17 protein-coding genes are annotated in these 18,617 nt (G+C 62.1%); 8 read left to right on the forward strand and 9 right to left on the reverse strand.

Annotated features, from left to right (window positions below):
• Positions 1 to 57: 57 nt before the first annotated feature.
• The 5 genes from BA190_RS01610 to BA190_RS01630 all read right to left on the reverse strand — a co-directional run bounded on the left by BA190_RS01610 (position 58) and on the right by BA190_RS01630 (position 5,536).
• The gene (locus tag BA190_RS01610) at positions 58 to 1,089 is read right to left on the reverse strand and encodes an ABC transporter permease (RefSeq protein WP_068281673.1); all 1,032 of its coding nucleotides are present in this window, start codon (positions 1,087 to 1,089) and stop codon (positions 58 to 60) included.
• Positions 1,086 to 2,654, reverse strand: coding sequence for a sugar ABC transporter ATP-binding protein (locus BA190_RS01615; RefSeq protein ID WP_068281675.1), 1,569 nt, complete (start codon positions 2,652 to 2,654; stop codon positions 1,086 to 1,088). The genes BA190_RS01610 and BA190_RS01615 overlap by 4 nt, the downstream gene beginning before the upstream one ends.
• A gap of 185 nt (positions 2,655 to 2,839) precedes the next feature.
• A complete protein-coding gene (locus tag BA190_RS01620) occupies positions 2,840 to 3,838 on the reverse strand; it encodes an autoinducer 2 ABC transporter substrate-binding protein (protein ID WP_068281676.1) in 999 nt (332 codons plus the stop codon).
• A 91-nt stretch (positions 3,839 to 3,929) separates the two neighbouring features.
• Positions 3,930 to 4,919: an ABC transporter permease gene (locus tag BA190_RS01625; RefSeq protein ID WP_068281677.1), complete on the reverse strand. Its 990-nt coding sequence runs from the start codon at positions 4,917 to 4,919 to the stop codon at positions 3,930 to 3,932.
• A gap of 161 nt (positions 4,920 to 5,080) precedes the next feature.
• Positions 5,081 to 5,536 (reverse strand): RpiB/LacA/LacB family sugar-phosphate isomerase, encoded by a 456-nt coding sequence (locus BA190_RS01630; protein ID WP_068281679.1) that lies wholly within the window; start codon positions 5,534 to 5,536, stop codon positions 5,081 to 5,083.
• A gap of 179 nt (positions 5,537 to 5,715) precedes the next feature.
• Here BA190_RS01630 and BA190_RS01635 point away from each other — a divergent pair, with 179 nt between their 5' ends.
• The 8 genes from BA190_RS01635 (at position 5,716) to dhaL (BA190_RS01675) (ending at position 14,782) form a co-directional block, all read left to right on the forward strand.
• Positions 5,716 to 7,194: a sugar ABC transporter ATP-binding protein gene (locus BA190_RS01635; RefSeq protein ID WP_068281680.1), complete on the forward strand. Its 1,479-nt coding sequence runs from the start codon at positions 5,716 to 5,718 to the stop codon at positions 7,192 to 7,194.
• Between the two features lie 44 nt (positions 7,195 to 7,238).
• Positions 7,239 to 8,243: an ABC transporter permease gene (locus BA190_RS01640; RefSeq protein WP_068281682.1), complete on the forward strand. Its 1,005-nt coding sequence runs from the start codon at positions 7,239 to 7,241 to the stop codon at positions 8,241 to 8,243.
• A gap of 83 nt (positions 8,244 to 8,326) precedes the next feature.
• Positions 8,327 to 9,319 (forward strand): substrate-binding domain-containing protein, encoded by a 993-nt coding sequence (locus BA190_RS01645; protein ID WP_068281684.1) that lies wholly within the window; start codon positions 8,327 to 8,329, stop codon positions 9,317 to 9,319.
• A 57-nt stretch (positions 9,320 to 9,376) separates the two neighbouring features.
• Entirely contained in the window at positions 9,377 to 10,150 is a 774-nt protein-coding gene (locus BA190_RS01650; RefSeq protein WP_068281686.1) for a GolD/DthD family dehydrogenase, read from the forward strand.
• A 33-nt stretch (positions 10,151 to 10,183) separates the two neighbouring features.
• Positions 10,184 to 11,176 carry a dihydroxyacetone kinase subunit DhaK gene (locus BA190_RS01655; RefSeq protein WP_068281688.1) on the forward strand — a complete coding sequence of 331 codons (993 nt, stop codon included), beginning with the start codon at positions 10,184 to 10,186 and terminating at the stop codon, positions 11,174 to 11,176.
• Between the two features lie 11 nt (positions 11,177 to 11,187).
• A complete protein-coding gene (gene dhaL, locus BA190_RS01660; protein ID WP_068281690.1) occupies positions 11,188 to 11,829 on the forward strand; it encodes a dihydroxyacetone kinase subunit DhaL in 642 nt (213 codons plus the stop codon).
• A 142-nt stretch (positions 11,830 to 11,971) separates the two neighbouring features.
• Entirely contained in the window at positions 11,972 to 14,098 is a 2,127-nt protein-coding gene (locus BA190_RS35040) for a bifunctional sugar-binding transcriptional regulator/dihydroxyacetone kinase subunit DhaK (RefSeq protein WP_082979390.1), read from the forward strand.
• A 30-nt stretch (positions 14,099 to 14,128) separates the two neighbouring features.
• A complete protein-coding gene (gene dhaL, locus BA190_RS01675; RefSeq protein WP_068281692.1) occupies positions 14,129 to 14,782 on the forward strand; it encodes a dihydroxyacetone kinase subunit DhaL in 654 nt (217 codons plus the stop codon).
• Between the two features lie 126 nt (positions 14,783 to 14,908).
• On the opposite strand, the gene BA190_RS01680 is transcribed toward dhaL (BA190_RS01675), so the two are convergent.
• The 4 genes from BA190_RS01680 to BA190_RS01695 form a co-directional block, all read right to left on the reverse strand.
• Entirely contained in the window at positions 14,909 to 15,907 is a 999-nt protein-coding gene (locus BA190_RS01680; protein WP_068281934.1) for a LacI family DNA-binding transcriptional regulator, read from the reverse strand.
• Between the two features lie 190 nt (positions 15,908 to 16,097).
• The gene (locus BA190_RS01685; RefSeq protein WP_068281694.1) at positions 16,098 to 17,006 is read right to left on the reverse strand and encodes an SMP-30/gluconolactonase/LRE family protein; all 909 of its coding nucleotides are present in this window, start codon (positions 17,004 to 17,006) and stop codon (positions 16,098 to 16,100) included.
• A gap of 3 nt (positions 17,007 to 17,009) precedes the next feature.
• Positions 17,010 to 17,354: a hypothetical protein gene (locus BA190_RS01690; RefSeq protein ID WP_068281696.1), complete on the reverse strand. Its 345-nt coding sequence runs from the start codon at positions 17,352 to 17,354 to the stop codon at positions 17,010 to 17,012.
• A gap of 128 nt (positions 17,355 to 17,482) precedes the next feature.
• On the reverse strand, positions 17,483 to 18,592 hold the full coding sequence (locus BA190_RS01695; protein ID WP_068281698.1) for a substrate-binding domain-containing protein: 1,110 nt from the start codon (positions 18,590 to 18,592) through the stop codon (positions 17,483 to 17,485).
• Positions 18,593 to 18,617: the final 25 nt, after the last annotated feature.

The following is an 18,617-nucleotide window of genomic DNA, read 5'->3' on the forward strand; positions in this document are numbered from 1 at the left end:
TCTTGAAACAAGACACGTGATTGGCTGGCGCCCCCGATCGCAGCGCCGCAGGCGCCGCTAACTGCGATTGCGCAGGGCGAAAATGGTTCCTGCGATCAGGATGAAAATGCCGACGATGGCCAGTTGCAGCGTGCTTGGAATACCCACGAAGATCAGCACGTTGCTGACCAGCGTTATCAAGAGCACGCCGAGCAGCGTCCCGATCACCGATCCGGAGCCGCCCGTGATGCGGGCGCCGCCCAGAACGACGGCCGCGATGATTTCAAGCTCCATGCCGGCAAGATCGAATGGATTGGCGAGGCGGTTGCTCGAGACATGGATCACACCGGCAATGCCGGCGAGCAGCCCGGCATAGGCAAACACGAACACCCGCACGCGAAACAGATTGATACCCAGGCGTTCGGCAATCGCAGAATTGCCGCCGATGGCGAAGATGGCGCGGCCCATCAGCGTACGCTCGAGGATGTACCACGTGACGATAGCGGCAACGGCCAGAACCAGAACGGTCGCCGGCAACACGGACACAACGCCATTGGAGGCGCGATGGGTGAACAGCGAGGCCTTGCCGAAAGCATCCATCGCGGACGGGATGTTCATGAACAGGGCAGTCCCGATGAATGTCAGCAGGAAACTGCGGATGACATATTGGGTGCCGATCGTAACGATCAGCGACGGCGCCTGGAGTTTTTGAACGAGCACTCCGTTTACGATTCCAAAGGCCGCACCGCCGAGGGCGGCAAGGATCAAGATCACCGTCATCGGCATGCCCGGGAACCAGTTCGTGACGACCATGGTCAGGACATACATCACGAAGGCGGCAATCGCCGTGAACGATACGTCGATGCCCCCGGACGCCAGCACGACCAGCACCCCCATCGCAAACAGCCCGCGCACCACCGACGCACGCAATATGTCGACGATATTGCTCATCTGGAGGAAGTCGGGATTGGCGGCGATCACGACCAAACAGGTCGCAATGGTCAGCAGCAAGGTGAAGAGCTCGGGCCGGCGGCCCATCAAGTCCCACCAGCGGCGCAAGAAGCCGCCGCGCTGGGAGGCGGCGCCGGTCGCGGATGCAATCTCGGTCATCGCGCAATCTCCTTCGACGTGCCGGCCATGGATTGATAGATCGCGTCTTCGGTCAGCCCTTCGGCCTTGTGCGCAGCCACGATGCAGCCGTGACGCATGACGAGAATGCGATCACAATTCTGCAAGAGCTCCGGCAAGTCGTCGCTGATGATGATGACACCCATGCCGTCGTCGGCCAGGCGCTGGATGATCCGGAAGATCGTGTCTTTCGATCCCACATCCACGCCAACGGTCGGCCCGTGCAGGATGAGGAGTTTCGGGTTGATGGTAAGCCACCGCCCGATGAGCACCCTTTGCTGGTTGCCGCCGGAAAGGGATTGAACCGGAACCGTTACATCCGGCGCGACGATCTGCAGGTCGGCAACGCTGGTTTCCGCAGTGCGGCGAGCCCTGCGAGAACTGATGATGCCGAGCGCATTGCGCAGGCGATCCAGGATCGGCAGCGTTATGTTGTCCTGGATCGACTTTTCAAGAAACAGGCCCTCGGTAAGCCGGTCTTCAGGAACATAGCCAATGCCGTTTTGTATGGCCTCTAGCGCCGATTGGGGCGCGATCGTCCTGCCGGCCAGGCGTATCTGGCCGCTCAACGCCGGCTTCACGCCGGCCAGCGCGAGAGCCAGCTCGTTGCGGCCGGAATCCAGCAGCCCCGTGACGCCCAATATCTCGCCCTTTCTCACGCTCAGCGAGATATTCTGGAAAGCCCGGCCGTCATCGAGATTCTCGACCTGGAGCAGGACGTCGCCAAGCTTTGGATCGGTGCGATAGCGCGTCTCGCCGATTTCGCGGCCCGTCATCCACCGGCTGAATTCAGCCTTGCTGTGATCGGCGACGTCGAGTTCGGCGACCTTCAGCCCGTCGCGCATGATGATTGCGCGGCCCCCGAGCAGTTTGCACTCGTCGAGCTTATGCGTGACGAACAAGACCGCGACACCTTTGGTGCGCAGCCGCTCGACAACGCCAAGCAGGTTTTCGACTTCCTGCCGGGTAAGCGATGTCGTTGGCTCGTCCATGATGACCAGGCGTGCTTCGGACGCGACAGCGCGGGCGATGGCGATCAACTGGCGCGTCGCGAGCGGCAGCGTATCCGTGCGACGCGTGAGAAAATCACCGTCGGTCGGAAGATGCACCTCCGCCAAGGCCCGGCGCGCGGTTTCATGAAGTGCCGTGACGTTCAGCCTGCGGGCCAGACGCCCCGACGCCTCGACGAGTTGCTCGGTAAACGCAACGTTCTCGGCAACCGAGAGATTGGGGAGGAGCGACAGGTCCTGATAGACCGTCTCGATACCGGCCCGCAGCGCCCCGATCGCGCCCAGATCTCCGGCCCTGCTTCCGGTCGGCCGACCATCGATCAGAATCTGCCCCTCATCGGCAGGCTGGGCGCCGGAAAGGATCTTGATCAGCGTGCTCTTGCCGCAGCCATTCTCCCCCATCAGGTGATAGATCTGCCCCGCCTCGATCGTCAGGCTGACATCCTTCAGCGCCACGACGCCGCCAAAAGATTTCCTGACGTTCCTGACCTCGAGAAACGGCGGCAAAGGGCGCGGCGTAGGATCGGTCGCGTGCATGGAAAAATCCTATAGCGTTTTGCGACTAGACGGAGGCACCAAGAATCGCAAAGACGCGTCGAAACAAAGAGATAGAGCATATAGGCGTTCATGCTTGAACGCGCTTTGCTCCAGAACTCCCCGACGCGCCTTCCGGCGCGGCATCGATGCCTGTCGGAAGACACGTCAGTGAGCGATACTCGTTGTCAGAACGGGAACTGCTTGTAGTTGGACTTGTCGACATCAACCCAGGCCTGGCCCTGCATGATGATGCCCTTGCCCGGTCCCTTGATGACGGTCATCTTTTCGTAGCCCGGTACGCCGAGATTGACCCCGTCTTTGATCTCCTCGCCCTTCAGGACCATCTCGGAAACCTTGTTCATGACGTAGCCGGCATCCTTGGGGTCCCAGAAGAAGATCTGATTGACCGCGCCGCTTTCCAGATAGGGTCCGGTATCCTTGGGAAGGCCGAGGCCATAGACGCAGACCTTGCCCTGAAGGCCGGCCTCTTCCACGGCCCGGCCGATGCCGATCACGTCAATGGCAGAGGAGCCCTGGAACCCCTTGATGTCCGGATATTTCCGCAGGATCTCCTTGGCCTTTTCGTAGGCGCGATTGGCATCGTTGAAGGATTCGTTCTTGGCGGCAACCAGTTCCATGCCCGGATATTTCTTGGCGTTTTCCGCGCCGGCATCGACCCACTGGTTATGCGTCAAGCTGCCCAAAGAACCGACGAACGACGTCCATTTGCCCGACTTGCCCATGCAGGCGGAGAGCTTTTCGTTGATACGCGCGCCGAAGGCCTTGTTATCGAAGGCTTCGATGTCGACATCGGTGTTCTTGAGGCTGTCCCCCTCATGGGTGATGACCTTGATCCCGCGCTGGGAAGCGCGGCGAAGGACGCCTTCGAGTGCCGACGGGTCCATTGGAACGACCGCGATCGCCGACACTTTCTTGGCGACGAGATCTTCGATGATGCGGGTCTGCTGAGCCGCGTCTGCCTTGGCGGGGCCGATCTGGCTGGCGCTTATGCTTGGGTTGTCCTTGCCGAACGCATCCACGCCTTCGTTCATGCGGATGAACCAGTTTTCGCCCGTGACTTTGACCACCGTCACGATGGATGGCTTGTCCTGGGCGAACGAAACCCCGGCCATCAACACGCCTGCCAGCATCGTACAAGCTGCCAGTTTGGTAATTTTGCTCATAGTTTCCTCCATTTTAAGCAAAATCGTCTTTTGGGATCGGCACTGCCGGTCCTATGGGATCTTCACGGTGCCGAGCCGATCGCGAACCGAGCTATCGTCGCTTCGGCGCGAACCAGGCGCCCAGATGCACCCGCGAGAAGGCCAGGAGGGCCAACAGCAAGACGCCCCAGGCGAGGTCTCGGAAGAAATTCGAAATGTTCATGAAATTGAACAGGCTCGATAGAATCTGCAGCGCCGTCGCAGCCAGCAGCACGCAGATCACCTTGCCGTATCCGCCTTCGGGCTTAACGCCGGCCAAGACGGCAATCAGAATGGCGATCAACACATAAGAGCCGCCATAGTCCCATTTCACCGAGGAATTGCGGGCCGCGATAATGACGCCGGCAACGGAAGACAGCACGCCGCAGAGGGTATAGGTAACAAGCAGCATGCGCTTTTCATTGATGCCGCCATACCGTGCCGCCTTGGAATTACTTCCAAGCAACATGAGTTTCATGCCAAACGGCGTATATTTCAAAAGAAACGCCAGGCCAGCCGCAATTGCCAGAAACACCGCAAAGCACAGGGGAATGCCGAGTACCGGCATGTTGCCGAAATCATCCAGCGGCTCGATAAAGCCCATGGTGATCGCGGAGCCGTTGGTCAGGAACACCGCAATGCCGGTGAACAGCAGCTGCGTCCCCAGTGTGGCGATCAGGGGTGTGAGCCGCGCATAGGCGATCACGCTGCCATTTACGAAGCCGCCGACCAGGCCCACGAGAAGCGCCAGGCCGATGAAGCTCCAGAAGAACAGCAGCGGTGCGTCATCGGCCACGATGAAATGGCTTGTCGCCTGAAAGGCTGCGATGCCGGCAAGGTTCGCCAGGGCGATGCCCGACAGATCGATGCCGCCATTGCCCGAGATCATGGCCAGCATGACGCCCAGCGCCAGAAGGCCGAGTTCGGGAACCTGCGACGCCATGGATTGCAGATTGTAACTGTCGATGAAACTGGAGCCCGCCAACAGAGCCCCGGCTGCGAGCACCGCGCAATTGATCAACAGCAGAAAGGGCGCCTGCCGGTTCAGGCTATATGACGACACTTTTTCCTCCCGTCTCCGAAGGGCCTGTTTTACCGGCGAGGCCGGCCAATTCCGCCGGCGGAGCAGCTTCTTTGTCGATTGCGCAATAGTCCATTGCCGCACTCCATCGTTCGCTATGACAAATGCGGATGGGTCAACTCACCCGCTGAGGTGCAGCAGCCTCATGTATTGGAGGCATCTCCCCTCCTCGCGTCCAAACGATCGATCGCTTTGACGTTGTCCGCCGATGGCCCGTTTGGATCGAAGCTGGATGCGAGGAAAACGTCGACGATGGCTTTAGCCAGTTCCGGGCCAATCACACGGGCGCCCATGGTGATGATCTGAGCATTGTTGGATTTTGCGGCTCGTTCCGCTGAATAGGTGTCATGGGTCAGGGCGGCGCGGATGCCTGGCACTTTGTTCGCTGAAATCGACACGCCGATTCCGGTGCCGCAGAACAACAGCCCCCGATCATATTCGCCGTTGACCACGCTTTCGGCGAGAACCTTCGAGATGTCCGCGTAGTAGCCCGGCCGGCTCAGATCCGTAACCGCAATGTCGCCCCTACCGGCCAGATGATCCGCGATGACCTCAAGCAGGGGCCTGCCTGCGCCATCCGCGCCAAGCGCAATCTTCATTGGTGGTTCCCTCCCGAGGCAAGCCGGGTGCCCGACGGCCATGGCTCTTGTTCGTTTTGCAGTTCTTGACATTTGTCGATCCTTATTTGACAATTGTCAATATCGATGCTCGGATTTGGATCTCGTGACGTCGACGTGCCCCGCCGGCCAGGCGGCGAGCGCATATGAGGAGAGGAAGCGTGGATCTCTTGCTTGAGGTGGAAGGGCTCAAAAAGTCCTTCGGCGGCGTTGCTGCTTTGCGAAATGGCGCCTTCAAGCTCCATGCGGGTTCCGTCCATGCCCTGTGCGGCGGCAACGGCGCGGGCAAGTCCACCTTCCTGAAGATCCTGATGGGATTGCATCGCAGAGACGCCGGTGCGATCCGCCGGCGCGGCAAGGCCGTGGAGTTCTCCAGTCCGGCCGAGGCGCTGGCCTCCGGCATCGCCATCATCGAACAGGAGCTCAGCCCCGTCCCCCACATGACGGCGGCCGAGAACATCTTCCTCGGGCGCGAACCGTCGGCGCGCTTCGGCGGCATCGATTTCCGCAAGATGAACCGGGAGGCCCAGGCGCTGTTCGACCAGCTCGGCTTCAACATCCGTGCCAGCCAATACATGATGAATCTCTCGGTGGCGCAGATGCAGCTCGTGGAGATCGCCAAGGCGCTCAGTCACGATGCCGAGGTCATCTTCATGGACGAGCCGACCTCCGCCATCGGCGAGAAGGAAGCCCAGCATCTGTTCTCGGCCATCGAGCGGCTCAAGGCCGCCGGCAAGGGCGTCGTCTATGTCTCCCACAGGCTGTCGGAGATCTTCCAGATCGCCGATTCCTATACCGTCTTCCGGGACGGCAGCTATGTCGGCAGCGGAGCCCTGGCCGATATCACCCGCCCCGACCTGATCCGCATGATCGTCGGCCGGGAACTCGGGGAAGAATACGTCAAGACCAACAGTCCTGCCGAGACGATCAGCTTCGAGGTCAGCGGCCTCTCAGCGCCCGGCAAGATCGACGACATTTCATTCTCCGTGCGACGGGGCGAGATCTTCGGCATCTACGGTCTCATGGGGTCAGGCCGCACCGAGATCTTCGACTGCCTGTTTGGCCTGGACAAGCCCACGGCCGGCAGCATCGCCCTGGACGGCGAGAAGCTGGCCATTTCCCGTCCCGCCGATGCCATGCGCGCGGGTATCGCGCTGGTTACCGAGGACCGCAAGCTCACCGGCCTCAACCTCGCCGATAGTGTGCGCAACAACATCTGCCTGGCGAGCCTGCCGGAGCTGAGCCCGGGCTTTACCATGCAGCGCCGGCAGGAACGGGCCGCCTCGGCAGACATGATCGCGCGTTTCGGCATCAAGGCTGCGCGCGATACCATGCCGGTTTCCGGCCTATCCGGTGGCAACCAGCAAAAAGTCGTGCTCGGCAAGTGGTTCTTGCGCCAGCCCAAGCTTCTCCTGCTGGATGAGCCCACGCGTGGCGTCGATGTCGGCGCCAAGCGCGAGATCTACCGCATCATCTGCGATTTCGCAGCGGCGGGCGGCACGGTCGTGATGATCTCATCCGAAATAGATGAAGTGCTCGGCATGTCCGACCGCATCCTGGTGATGCGGCAAGGACGCTCCGCCGGGATCCATCGGCGCGAAGAAACCGACGCGCAGTCGCTCGTGCATCTTTCCACCTGAGATCGGCGTCCTGGCGTATCGCCCGGCACAAGAAGGAAATCCACGTGTCCGCTAACCAGAATCCCTCGACCAGCATCTGGCCCGGCAGGGAACATCGTCGGCTGATCATCCAGGAATATGGCATCTTCATCGCCTTCTTGTTGCTTGCCTTGGTCCTTTCGGTCTCCAACCAGTACTTTCTCACCGCGGGCAACATTTCCAACGTATTGTTGCAGACGGCCATCAATGGCGTGCTGGCGGTGGGCATGACTTTCGTCATCCTGACGCGGGGGATCGATCTGTCCGTCGGCTCGGTCGCGGCGCTGACGGGCATCGTTGCCGCCAGCTTCGCCACCACTTCGGCAACGGCGGGCCTGCCGGGAGCGCCTTATCCGTTCTACCTCGCATTGGCGGCGGGCCTCCTCGTCGGCATCGCCTGCGGCGCCGTGGCCGGTGTCATCGTCTCGCGCTTTGCCGTCCCCGCCTTCGTGGCCACGCTCGGCATGCTTTCGGCAGCGCGGGGCCTGACGCTCATCTATGGCGGAGGCCGGCCCGTGCCCGCTCTCACGCCTGAATTCCGCTGGATCGGCACCGGCAACCTGTTCGGCATTCCTGCGCCGGTCGTGCTGCTCGCTGTCGTGTTCGCCCTGTCCTGGTGGGTGCTGAACCGTACGCGCTTCGGCCGCTACATCTATGCGGTGGGCGGCAACCCGCATGCCGCCAAGACGTCCGGCATCAACGTTGCCCGCATCCGTTTCAGTGTCTACGTCATCTCCGGCGGACTTTCAGGCCTGGCGGGCATGATGCTGGCGGCCCGCACCGGTTCCGCCTTGCCACAAGCCGGCATCGCCTACGAGCTTGATGCCATCGCCGCCGTGGTGATCGGCGGCACCAGCCTGTCCGGCGGCGTCGGCCGTATCACCGGCACGCTGATCGGCGCCCTGATCATCGGCGTGATGAACAACGGCCTCGATCTGATGGGCATCCAATCCTACTACCAGCAGGTTCTCAAGGGTGCCCTGATCGTCGGTGCCGTGATGCTGGATCAGAAGAGAAACCAGGGCGAGTAAGCCCCGCGCCATCCGGACGCTCGCGCCCGCGATCCAGAACCGCGTGCCGTCATGGCTGCGGCATTTTTCGGAGGAGAACGACCATGAGAAAACTGCTTGTCGCCCTGGCCGCGGCCACGGCGTTGCTGGTGACGCCGGCCCTGGCGCAGGACAAGAAGATCAAGATCGGCGCGGCCCCTTACGGCCTCAACGCCGAGTTCATGCAGATCTGGACGGCAGCGCTGAAGGAGCATCCCGCCGTCAAGAACGGGGAGGTGGAGCTGACCGTGTTCGACGGGCGCTATGATGCGCTCGTGCAGCAGGAACAGTTCAACACGATGATCACGCAGAAATTCGACGCGATCATCTTCGTGCCCATCGACATCGAGGCCGGCGCCACCGCCGTCCAGGCCGCGCATGATGCCGGCATTCCCGTCGTCGGCTCGAACACACGCGTCCACTCCGACCTGTTGTCGTCCTATGTCGGTTCCGACGACGCGGTCTCCGGCTATCTGGAAGCCAAGAGCGTGCTCGACAAGATCGGCTGCAAGGGCAATGTCGTCATCATCGAGGGCCCGATCGGCCAGTCGGCGCAGATCTCCCGCCTCGAAGGCAACAAGAAGGCCTTGGCGGAATGCCCGAATGTGAAGATCCTGGAGGACCAGACCGCCAACTGGTCGCGTGCCGAGGCGCAGACCCTGATGGAGAACTGGCTGACGGCACATCCCGGCCAGATCAACGGCGTCATCGGCCAGAATGACGAGATGGCACTCGGCGCGATCGAGGCCATCAAGGCAGCCAAGCTGAACGTCAAGGACTTCGCCATTGCCGGCATCGACGGCGTCACCGATGCGCTCCATGCGGTCAAGCAAGGCACGATGACCTCGATCCTGCAGGATGCCCGCGCTCAGGCGCAGGGAGCCCTGGACCTTGCCATCTTCCAGGCTAGGAAGGGCGACTACAAGCCGCAATCCGATATCTGGGCCCAGTATCCCAGCATGCCGTTCAACGACGGTAAGGCCAAGGAATATAACGTGCCGTGGACGCCGGTCACCGCCGACAATGTCGACAAGCTGCTCGCCGCCCGCAGCAAGTGATTTTTACGCGCGGGGCATCGGCTTGCCCCGCGCCTTCCGCCGCCAGGACCCATCGACATGACCGATATCGCGCCTCAAATCGACCTGACCTTCCCGCTCTCCGGCAAGGTCGCCCTCGTCACCGGAGCCGCTTCCGGCATCGGTGCGGCCATTGCAGGGGCTTTCGCCGCCAAGGGAGCCCGGGTCGCCGTTCTCGACATCAACGCCGAGCTTGCCGCCGCGAAGGCGGCCGAGCTTGGGAATGGTGCGCACGCGTTCGCGTGCGATGTCACCGATCCTGAGTCCATCAACGCCGCGATCGCGGGTACGAAGGCGGCTTTTGGCGGCATCGACATCGCGGTCAACAGCGCCGGGGTCGTGTTCCTGGCTCCGGCCGAGGATCTTTCGCTGGACCACTGGACCAGGACGATCGACATCAATCTCAAGGGCAGCTTCCTGGTCACGCAGGCTGTCGGCCGGGAAATGATCGGCACCGGCAAGGGCGGCAGGATCATCAACCTCGCTTCGCAGGCCGGCACTGTCGCCATCGAGGAACATGTGGCCTATTGCGCCTCGAAATTCGGCGTGATCGGCATGTCCAAGACCTTCGCGGCCGAGTGGGGCAAATACGGCATCACCGTCAATACGCTTTCCCCCACCATCGTGCTCACCGAACTGGGCAAGAAAGCCTGGGCGGGGGAGAAGGGCGATGCCGCCCGAAAACGCATTCCCGCCGGCCGGTTCGCCTTTCCCGAGGAAATCGCGGCTGCGGCTGTTTTCCTCGCTTCCGCCGGTGCGGATATGATCAACGGCGCCGATCTGCTGATCGATGGCGGCTACACGATCCTTTGAGCCGAAGCGCTCCAGGAACCCATAGGAGAAATCATGCAGCGTTTCGTCAACAATCCCGACGAAGTCGTCGAAGACACGGTGAAGGGCTTCGTCAAGGCCCATTCCGACATCGTTCGCCTCGCCGACAATCCCCGTGTCATCGCCGCACGGGACGCCCCCCATGCCGGCAAGGTGGGTGTCATCACGGGCGGCGGCTCCGGCCACGAGCCGGCCTTCATCGGCTATACCGGCAAGAACATGCTCGATGCCGTGGCTGTCGGAGAGCTGTTTTCCTCGCCCACAGCCAAAAGCTTCCATGACGCCATCCGGGAAGCCGATGGTGGCAAAGGGGTCGTCGTGCTCTACGGCAATTATGCCGGCGACAACATGAACGTGAAGATGGCGATCCGGCTCGCAGCCAAGGATGGCATCGAAGTGGCGACCGTCGTCGCCAACGACGATGTCTGCTCGGCGTCCGGCGAAGAGCGCGAAAAACGCCGGGGCGTTGCCGGCGAAATCTTCATGTGGAAGGTTGGCGGCGCCAAAGCGGCAACGGGGGCTTCGCTCGAAGCCGTTCGCGCGACTGCCCAAAGGGCGATCGACAATTGCCGTTCGATCGGCGTGGGCCTCGGTCCCTGTACCCTGCCTGCCGTCGGCCATCCGAATTTCGAGATCGCCCCGGGTACGATGGAGGTCGGCATTGGCCATCACGGCGAACCGGGGGTCCGCGTGGAACCGCTGAAACCCGCGGCCGAGATCGCTCGCGACATGTGCGGGATCGTTCTCGACGACCACGATCTTCCCGAAGGCACCGAAGTCGCCGTGCTGGTTTCCGGTCTCGGTGCGACGCCGCTCAACGAACTCTACATCCTGAACGACACGATCGAATCCGAGATCGTCAAACGCGGCCTGAAAATCCACCGCACCTATATCGGCAATTACTTCACCTCGCTGGAAATGATCGGGGCAACCCTGACGGTCATGGCTCTTGACGACGAACTGAAGGAACTGCTCGATACGGACGTGCGCTGCGCTGCAATCTTGTAAGAGAACGCCTCATGCAAACCCTGAACAATGCGGAAGCCGGCGACATCGTTTTGGCCATGGCCGAACGCATTATCGAAAATCGGGCCTATCTCAGCGAAATCGACGGCAAGATCGGCGACGGCGATCACGGCGTCAACATGGCGAAAGGCTTCAACCTGGCTGCCGAGCGGCTCAAGGGCAAGAACGCGTCCCTTTCAAGCTCGCTCGACACGCTTGGCACCGTCCTGATGACCGAAATCGGCGGTTCGATGGGACCACTCTATGGCGTCATGTTTACGGAATTCGCCGAAAAGATCGACGGCGTCGCCCTCGTCGATGCCGCCGCCTTCAGCCGCATGCTGCATGCGGGCCTCGAAGGCATTCAGTCGATCGGCGCCGCCAAGGTGGGCGACAAGACGCTTCTCGACACATTCGTTCCGGCCCTCGCCGCGTTCGATGACGCGAACACTGCCGGCAGATCCTTTGCCGAAGCTCTGGATGCGCTCGTCGAAGCAGCAGAAAAGGGGCGAGATTCCACAATAGATTTGGTGGCCAGGATCGGACGCGCCAGCCGTCTGGGCGAACGTTCCCGCGGCGTCCTGGACGCCGGAGCAACCTCCTGCGCCATCATTCTCAGAGAATTGTCACTCCGCGCCCGCGAGCAACTGCAATAAGAGACGGCCGATTTGCGCAACATGGCGGCCCCCCTTTATGCTTGGAAAGTTGGGCCGCCCTTTGTTTTGAATTTTCGCGAAACGAGACAAAGGCATTGTCCTGCAAGCCTTCCCGACTGACGCAGGAGCAATGGCAAACAAGATGGCGCCGAGTAAAAAAACCGCCGTGGCCAAGCCTGGTCAGGCGGAATTGGCCGATGTCATACCGCTGCGATATGGCGACGATCCCTATGTGTGGGCTTGCTGGCTTTATTACGAGGACGGGCGCACGCAGGGCGATATCGCCGAGATAATGGGAATCTCGCGCGCAACGGTCAACAGCTACCTTGCCGAAGCACGCAGCCGTGGCATCGTCAGCATTTCCATCGAACCTTCGCGGCTGAGCTCGCTGGTCGTCGCGCAGGAGCTGAAACAGCATTTCGGATTGACCGACTGCCTCGTCGTGCCCGACGACGACGGATCGCGAACCTTGATCGACCGCCTGGGAGCCGCCGGCGCGCAAGCCGTTGCGAAGCTGCTGAAATCCGGCGATACGGTTGCCGTCGCATGGGGGCGCACAGTCCTGTCCATCGCCGAAAACCTGGATATCTCCAATCTGCAGGACGTAACGGTCGTCCAGGCCACCGGCGGCACTCGTGCCGGTTTCGCCTACACGCCGGAGCTGTGCGCGGCGGCGGTCGCCAAAGCCACGAATGCCCATCTCATCAACATCACCGCGCCGGCTATCGTGTCGAATGCGCAGGTCAAATCAGCTTTTCTGGACGAACCGGTCATTGCCGAGCAATTTCAAGCACTGACCCGGGCCAACAAGGCACTTTTCGGCATTTCGTCCCTTCGGCCGAATTCGACGATCCATACCAGCGGATTTTTCGAGGACGTATCGATCCAGGACTATCTGGCCAGAAATGCCGTCGGCGTGATTGCAGGCCGCTTCATCGACGCCCATGGCCACCCCGTTTCCGGACCTCTGGACGACCGAACCATAGGCATTTCACTCGATCGGCTGCGAGACAGCAACATGCGCATTGCGGTTGCCGGCGGTTTCGACAAGGTGCCGGCGATTCTGGCGGCGCTGCGAGGCGGCTATGTCAGCGTTTTGATCACCGATGCGGCGACCGGACGCGGTATCCTCAATGCCGACGGCGTAACGCAGATCCACAGCAAACCTGCCCAACGCTTGCGGCAGGAAGCTGCAGCCACCCCGCCCAGCCACAACCGCACCCACATCAAGAAATTTCTCAACAACCCCGATGACGTTGTCGATGAAATGCTTGACGGGGTGGTCAAGGCGCATGCTGCTCATATCGCACCGATCAACGGCTCGAAGCGTGCACTGGTCGCGCGCAATGGTCCGCGTACGGGCAAGGTCGGCCTGGTCATTGGCGGCGGTTCCGGCCACGAACCCTGCTTTCTCGGCTATGTCGGCAAGGGGCTGGCCGACGCGGTGGCAATCGGCAACGTCTTCTCCTCGCCTCCCCCTGTTCCAATCCTCGAATGCGCAAAGGCTGCCTCGGGCGGAGCCGGCGTTCTTTTCGTCTACGGCAACTATGTCGGCGACGTGATGAACTTTGAAATGGCGGCCGAACTGGCGCAGGAGGCGAACATACCCACACGTACGGTCCTGACGACTGACGATATCTCCTCCTCACCGGTAGAGGATCGCGACGGACGGCGTGGCGTGGCGGGTAATTTCTTTGTCTTCAAGATCGCCGGCGCCGCCTGCGACCGCGGGCTGTCGCTCGAGGAATGCGAAGCCATTGCACGCAGGGCCAACAGGCGCACCTATACGATGGGGGTCGCGTTGGAACCGTGTTCCTTACCGCAAACCCGCCGGCACAACTTCGAGATCGGCCCTGACGAGATGGAAATCGGCATGGGCATTCATGGCGAGCGGGGCGTCATTCGCGAGAAGATGATGCAAGCCGACGAAATCGTCGACCGCATCATGGACAAGGTCTTTTCCGAGATGACCGCCGGCCCGGGCGACCAAGTGGCGGTTCTCGTCAATTCGTTCGGCTCGACACCCCTGATGGAGCTCTACATCCTGTTCAAGCGCGTGGAAGAGCGCCTCAGCGCCAAGCGGATCGGCATCGTGGCGAATTGGGTCGGCCATTACTGCACGTCGCTCGACATGAACGGTGCATCCATATCCATCCTGCACCTGGACCAGGAACTGTCCGATCTCCTGTCGCATCCTTGCGATACCGCCTTTCTTCGGGTCACCGAGAAGGGGGCGTCACCGGCAGGGTCGCCACCTGCGGTCCAATGAGAATTCCACGCTGATCGGGAGATCAATGCAATGCCGCAAACCGCAGCGCGCCGCCTCAGCTGGATGTTCCAGCTGATTGCCCTGTCGATAAAGGCAGAGAAGGAATATCTGTCCGACCTCGACGGCGCCATCGGCGACGCCGATCACGGCATCAGCATGGCGCTGGGGTTTTCGGCCGTCAACGGCGCGCTAGCGAAAATCGACCTTGAGCAGGCATCGCCCTCCGACGTCTTCGCGGCAGCGGCCTCCGCCTTTCTCGATGCCGTCGGCGCGTCCACCGGGCCCCTCTATGCAACGGGCTTCCAAAACGCATCCAAGGCCCTGAAAAACCAACTGTCCCTCGACCTGCCGGAACAGGTCGCCATCGTCGAAGCCATTACCAAGGGTATCCAATCGCGTGGCAAAGGGCAGCGCGGGGACAAGACGATGCTCGACACATGGGTTCCGGCAATGGAGGTCGCCGTTCACGCCAAGGCAAACGGCCTGACCATCGGGCAGATGTGGCGCCATATCGTGGAGGCCGGCGCAGAAGGCGCGCAATCGACAAGGTCCATGGTCGCGACCCGCGGCCGCGCCGCCCGGCTTGGAGAACGGTCCCTGGGCCATATGGATCCCGGCGCAGCGTCCGCCCTGATCATTCTGCGGGCGATGCAGGAAGCCTTTGCCGAAAGACTGGAATCTTAGGACGTGCCGGCCCTCGTTTTCCTGCCATTGACCATCGAGCCATGCGGTGGATCTCGTGGTGCCGAGCCGGACAGCACAGGGTTTGCAACAGAGCCTTCCCCGGCCGGCGGAAGCTGAAGAAGCCTGTCAGCTGCTTTCGCGCGCTATCACCACGAACGGCATCAGCATCATTTCCGGTGGAATTTGCTGCTGTGACCGCTGGGCCTCTATCGCTTGCAGCAGGAGGTTCCCCGCTGCCCGACCGATTTCCTTGGCGTCGACGGAAACCGTGGTGATGCTCGGATAGGCGCAGCGCGCAACCTCGAAATCGCCGAAGCCGGCGATCGCGATACGCCCGGGCACCGCCCAGCCGCGGCGATGGCACTCCATCAGGGCGCCGAAGGCCGACAGGTCGGAAACGCAGACCGCCGCATCGACATCAGGCCATTGGGACACCAGGTGCACGATGGCCTGGGCCCCCTGCTCCATCGAGATCGGCGGCTTGCCGAAGGAAATGACCCGACCGCGCGGCAGACCGAGTTGCTCGATCGCCTGGATGTAGCCCTGGCGCCGATCGGCGCCCCGGGTGTCGCGATTGCTGGTGCCGCCGATGAAACCGATATTGCGATAACCCCGGCCATGAAGATGATGCACGAGCGCATTCGTGGCGGCAGCATTGGAGAAGCCGACGACATGCTCGATCGGCTTGTCGGGCACGTCCCAGGTCTCGATTACCGGGATGCCGGCGGCCTCGAGCAGCTTGCGGGTGCGATCGGTGTGGCGGCCGCCGGTGACGATGATGCCTTCGGGACGCCGCATCAGCATCGATTCGACCAGCCGTTCCTCCTTCTCGATCTGATAGTCGGTATAGCCGAGAAGCAGTTGCAGGCCGCTGCCCTCGATGGCTTCGGTGATGCCGCGGGCGGTGTCGGCAAAGTTGGAACTGTTGATCGAGGGAACCAGCGCCGCCACGAAACCCGAGCGCTTGGAGGACAGCGTGCCTGCCATCTGGTCGAGCACATAGCCGAGCTCGTCCACGGCGGCCATGATCTTGCCGCGGGTCTTCTCGGAGATCGAGCCGCCCTTCTTCAAGGCCCGCGAAACAGTCATGGTCGACACGCCGGCCCGCTCGGCGACATCGGCCATGGTCGGCTGGCTTTTGAGCGATCTGTCGTTGTCGCGAGGCATCAGGTAATCCGTTAAAGCGTTTTGCGATTTGACGCAGTCACCCGAAATCGCAAAGACGCGTCGAAACGAAAAGTTAGATCAAAGAGCGTTCAGCCCTGAACGCGCTTTGCTCTAGGGCAGTTCTGGCGCAATCGCCATAGTGGGAGCGTTACCAGCCCGGAGGGTGATTGTTAACGTAGATGGCATAGAGGGAGCTCTGCGCCGTGATGAAGAGGCGGTTGCGCTTCGGGCCACCGAAGCAAAGATTGGAAACGATCTCCGGAACCTTGATGCGCCCGATCAGGCTGCCGTCCCTGGTATAGACTCGGACAGAATCGGCGCTGGAAGCCCAGACATTGCCGTCGCGGTCGACACGGAACCCATCGAAGAAACCGGCCTCGCACACGGCAAAGCTCCTTGCTGGACCGATGACCTCGCCTGACGCGGACAGATCATAGGCATGGATAGCCCGCGGCAGCCCGGGAACGTGGCTGGCACCGGTATCGGCGACATAGAGCAGGCTTTCGTCCGGGGAGAAGGCCAGGCCGTTGGGCTTGATGCGATCGGTGATGACAGGCCGGACCGCGCCAGTGGCGGCGTCGACGCGGTAGACATGCGAAGCCCCGATCTCGGAGACGGCGGCATGCCCCTCGTAATTGCTGTCGATGCCGTAGGTCGGGTCGGTGAACCAGATCGAGCCGTCGCTCTTCACCACCACATCATTGGGGGAGTTCAGGCGCCTACCGTCATGGCCGTCGGCCAGCACGCTCCAGCGCCCGTCCGGCTCCAGCCGCGTCACGCGGCGACCGCCATGCTCGCAAGCGATCACCCTGCCGGCCCGGTCCAGCGTGTGGCCATTGTGATAGCCGCAGGGGCTCTCGAAGACACTGACCGACCCGTCCGTCTCGTCGAAACGCATCAGGCGGTCATTGGGAATATCCGACCACAACACGGATTTGGCGGCCGGCACATAGACTGGCCCTTCGGCCCAGCGGCATCCGGTCCAGAGCTTTTCGAGCCGGGCGTGGCCGATGATCAGGGCGGCGAAACGATCGTCGAGGATCTCGTAATCGCTCATCCCTCAGCCCCGTTCCGACGACATCGGGAACTCGTCGGCGCGGAAGATCGTGTGAAAGATGTCGCCGTCGAACAGGGGCATCAGCTCGGCGGTGACCGCCCGGCTTTTGGTCCTGACCTCGGAGGCGAGAGCCTCCTCGATGGCGGCACGCGAGGGGTAGCGGATGGCCAGCACCATGGCGTAATGCGGCTCCTCCACATCGGCCTCTTCCTGGCGCAGCACACGCACCTCGTCGGCCCCCGGGAAGCGGGTCCAGAGCGGCACGAGCCTGTCGCGCACGAATCGCGTGAAGGCCTCTTCCGACCCTGGCCGGACATGGCCCCGAAAAAAGGCGCAGCGTATGTACATGACGGAGCTACCATTGAGGTGAAGCGAAAGTCGAGGCATCCGTTTCAACGCGCGAACCGGACGCTGTAAACTGTTGTTCTAACTGTACAATTGCGGGGACGCCTACGCGCCCCCGCCACGTCTCCGGGTCAGTTGACACCCCAGATCTTCTTGTAGGCATCCCTGTAGCCATTGTCGGGATCGAAGACGTTCTTGGGGCCGCCGTCGAAGCCGATATTGTCGGGCGTGACCAGGTGCACGCCGGGAACGTAGCCCGACCATTTCTCGCCGGCGAAGGCGCGGTTCAGTTCGTCGACCAGCTGCCAGCCCTGCATGGCCAGGGGCTCCGGCACCGTCGCGGCCTGGTGATCCTTGGCACGGATGCGCTGATAGGCGGCCTCGGAGCCGTCACCTGCCGAGATGTTCTGGGGATCGCCATCCCCGGCAATGCCGGCTGCGGCCAGCGAAGGCGGCATGAAGTCGTAATAGAGGTCGTTGATCGCCAGGGAATGGGTCCACTTGGCACCTTGCTGCTGCAGGAGTGTGGTGGTCAGCTGGGGGATGCGGGTCGAAACATCCGAGAGCGGCGTGTCCTGGAAGGACAGCACGGCACAGCCCTGGCATTTCTTGATGACTTCCTCCATCGCCCGTCCCTTGGCGATGGCGATGGCATAGGTCGAATCGGCGAAGATCACCACGCCGGCCTTGCCGTCGGAATCGGCGATCGCCTTCATGGCCGCGACCTTGGCGACTTCCATGGCATCGGTGGTGACATTGGCGAAGACAGGCGTGCCGTCGAGGGGGCCGGGCTTGGGGCCCGAGTGCCAGCCGACGATGGTGATGCCCTGCTTGGCCGCCTCCTCCAGCGCCGCCTTCTGCTCGACCGCATCGCTGCCGCCGACGATGATCGCATCCGGCTTGAGCGCAACGGCCTGGCTCAGCCCCGCGGCCTGGCCGGATACCGTGCCCTGCCCGTCGATCTCGCGATAGGTCCAGCCGATCACGCCGGCCGCTTCCTTGACGCCCTGGGCCACGCCCAGGATGCCGCCATTGCGCATGTCACCCGCCACATAGACCACGGTCTTCTTGGCCACGGCCTTGGGACCGGAGGTTGGCCCGTCCCATTTGTCGGCGCGGGCCGCAGCCTTGGCGACGACCGCCTTCGCCTCGTCGACAAAGGCATCCGCCCGGGCCACGGCGGGCGCCAGGGCCAGGGCCGCCAAGCCGGCAGCCGCCATCAACACACTTCGTCTCAACATGATCTCTCCTCCTGAATGCGACGGG

Source organism: Labrys sp. WJW, assembly GCF_001676615.1.
GTDB lineage: Bacteria > Pseudomonadota > Alphaproteobacteria > Rhizobiales > Labraceae > Labrys > Labrys sedimenti.

What these genes read in the sequence shown, in the direction of transcription:
- BA190_RS01690 (WP_068281696.1), bottom strand. Translation starts at nt 17,354, where the DNA reads ATGTACATACGCTGCGCCTTTTTTCGGGGCCATGTCCGGCCAGGGTCG.
- dhaL (WP_068281690.1), top strand. Translation starts at nt 11,188, where the DNA reads ATGCAAACCCTGAACAATGCGGAAGCCGGCGACATCGTTTTGGCCATG.
- BA190_RS01685 (WP_068281694.1), bottom strand. Translation starts at nt 17,006, where the DNA reads ATGAGCGATTACGAGATCCTCGACGATCGTTTCGCCGCCCTGATCATC.
- BA190_RS01645 (WP_068281684.1), top strand. Translation starts at nt 8,327, where the DNA reads ATGAGAAAACTGCTTGTCGCCCTGGCCGCGGCCACGGCGTTGCTGGTG.
- BA190_RS01630 (WP_068281679.1), bottom strand. Translation starts at nt 5,536, where the DNA reads ATGAAGATTGCGCTTGGCGCGGATGGCGCAGGCAGGCCCCTGCTTGAG.
- BA190_RS01620 (WP_068281676.1), bottom strand. Translation starts at nt 3,838, where the DNA reads ATGAGCAAAATTACCAAACTGGCAGCTTGTACGATGCTGGCAGGCGTG.
- BA190_RS01655 (WP_068281688.1), top strand. Translation starts at nt 10,184, where the DNA reads ATGCAGCGTTTCGTCAACAATCCCGACGAAGTCGTCGAAGACACGGTG.
- BA190_RS35040 (WP_082979390.1), top strand. Translation starts at nt 11,972, where the DNA reads ATGGCGCCGAGTAAAAAAACCGCCGTGGCCAAGCCTGGTCAGGCGGAA.
- BA190_RS01610 (WP_068281673.1), bottom strand. Translation starts at nt 1,089, where the DNA reads ATGACCGAGATTGCATCCGCGACCGGCGCCGCCTCCCAGCGCGGCGGC.
- BA190_RS01650 (WP_068281686.1), top strand. Translation starts at nt 9,377, where the DNA reads ATGACCGATATCGCGCCTCAAATCGACCTGACCTTCCCGCTCTCCGGC.
- dhaL (WP_068281692.1), top strand. Translation starts at nt 14,129, where the DNA reads ATGCCGCAAACCGCAGCGCGCCGCCTCAGCTGGATGTTCCAGCTGATT.
- BA190_RS01695 (WP_068281698.1), bottom strand. Translation starts at nt 18,592, where the DNA reads ATGTTGAGACGAAGTGTGTTGATGGCGGCTGCCGGCTTGGCGGCCCTG.
- BA190_RS01615 (WP_068281675.1), bottom strand. Translation starts at nt 2,654, where the DNA reads ATGCACGCGACCGATCCTACGCCGCGCCCTTTGCCGCCGTTTCTCGAG.
- BA190_RS01680 (WP_068281934.1), bottom strand. Translation starts at nt 15,907, where the DNA reads ATGGCCGATGTCGCCGAGCGGGCCGGCGTGTCGACCATGACTGTTTCG.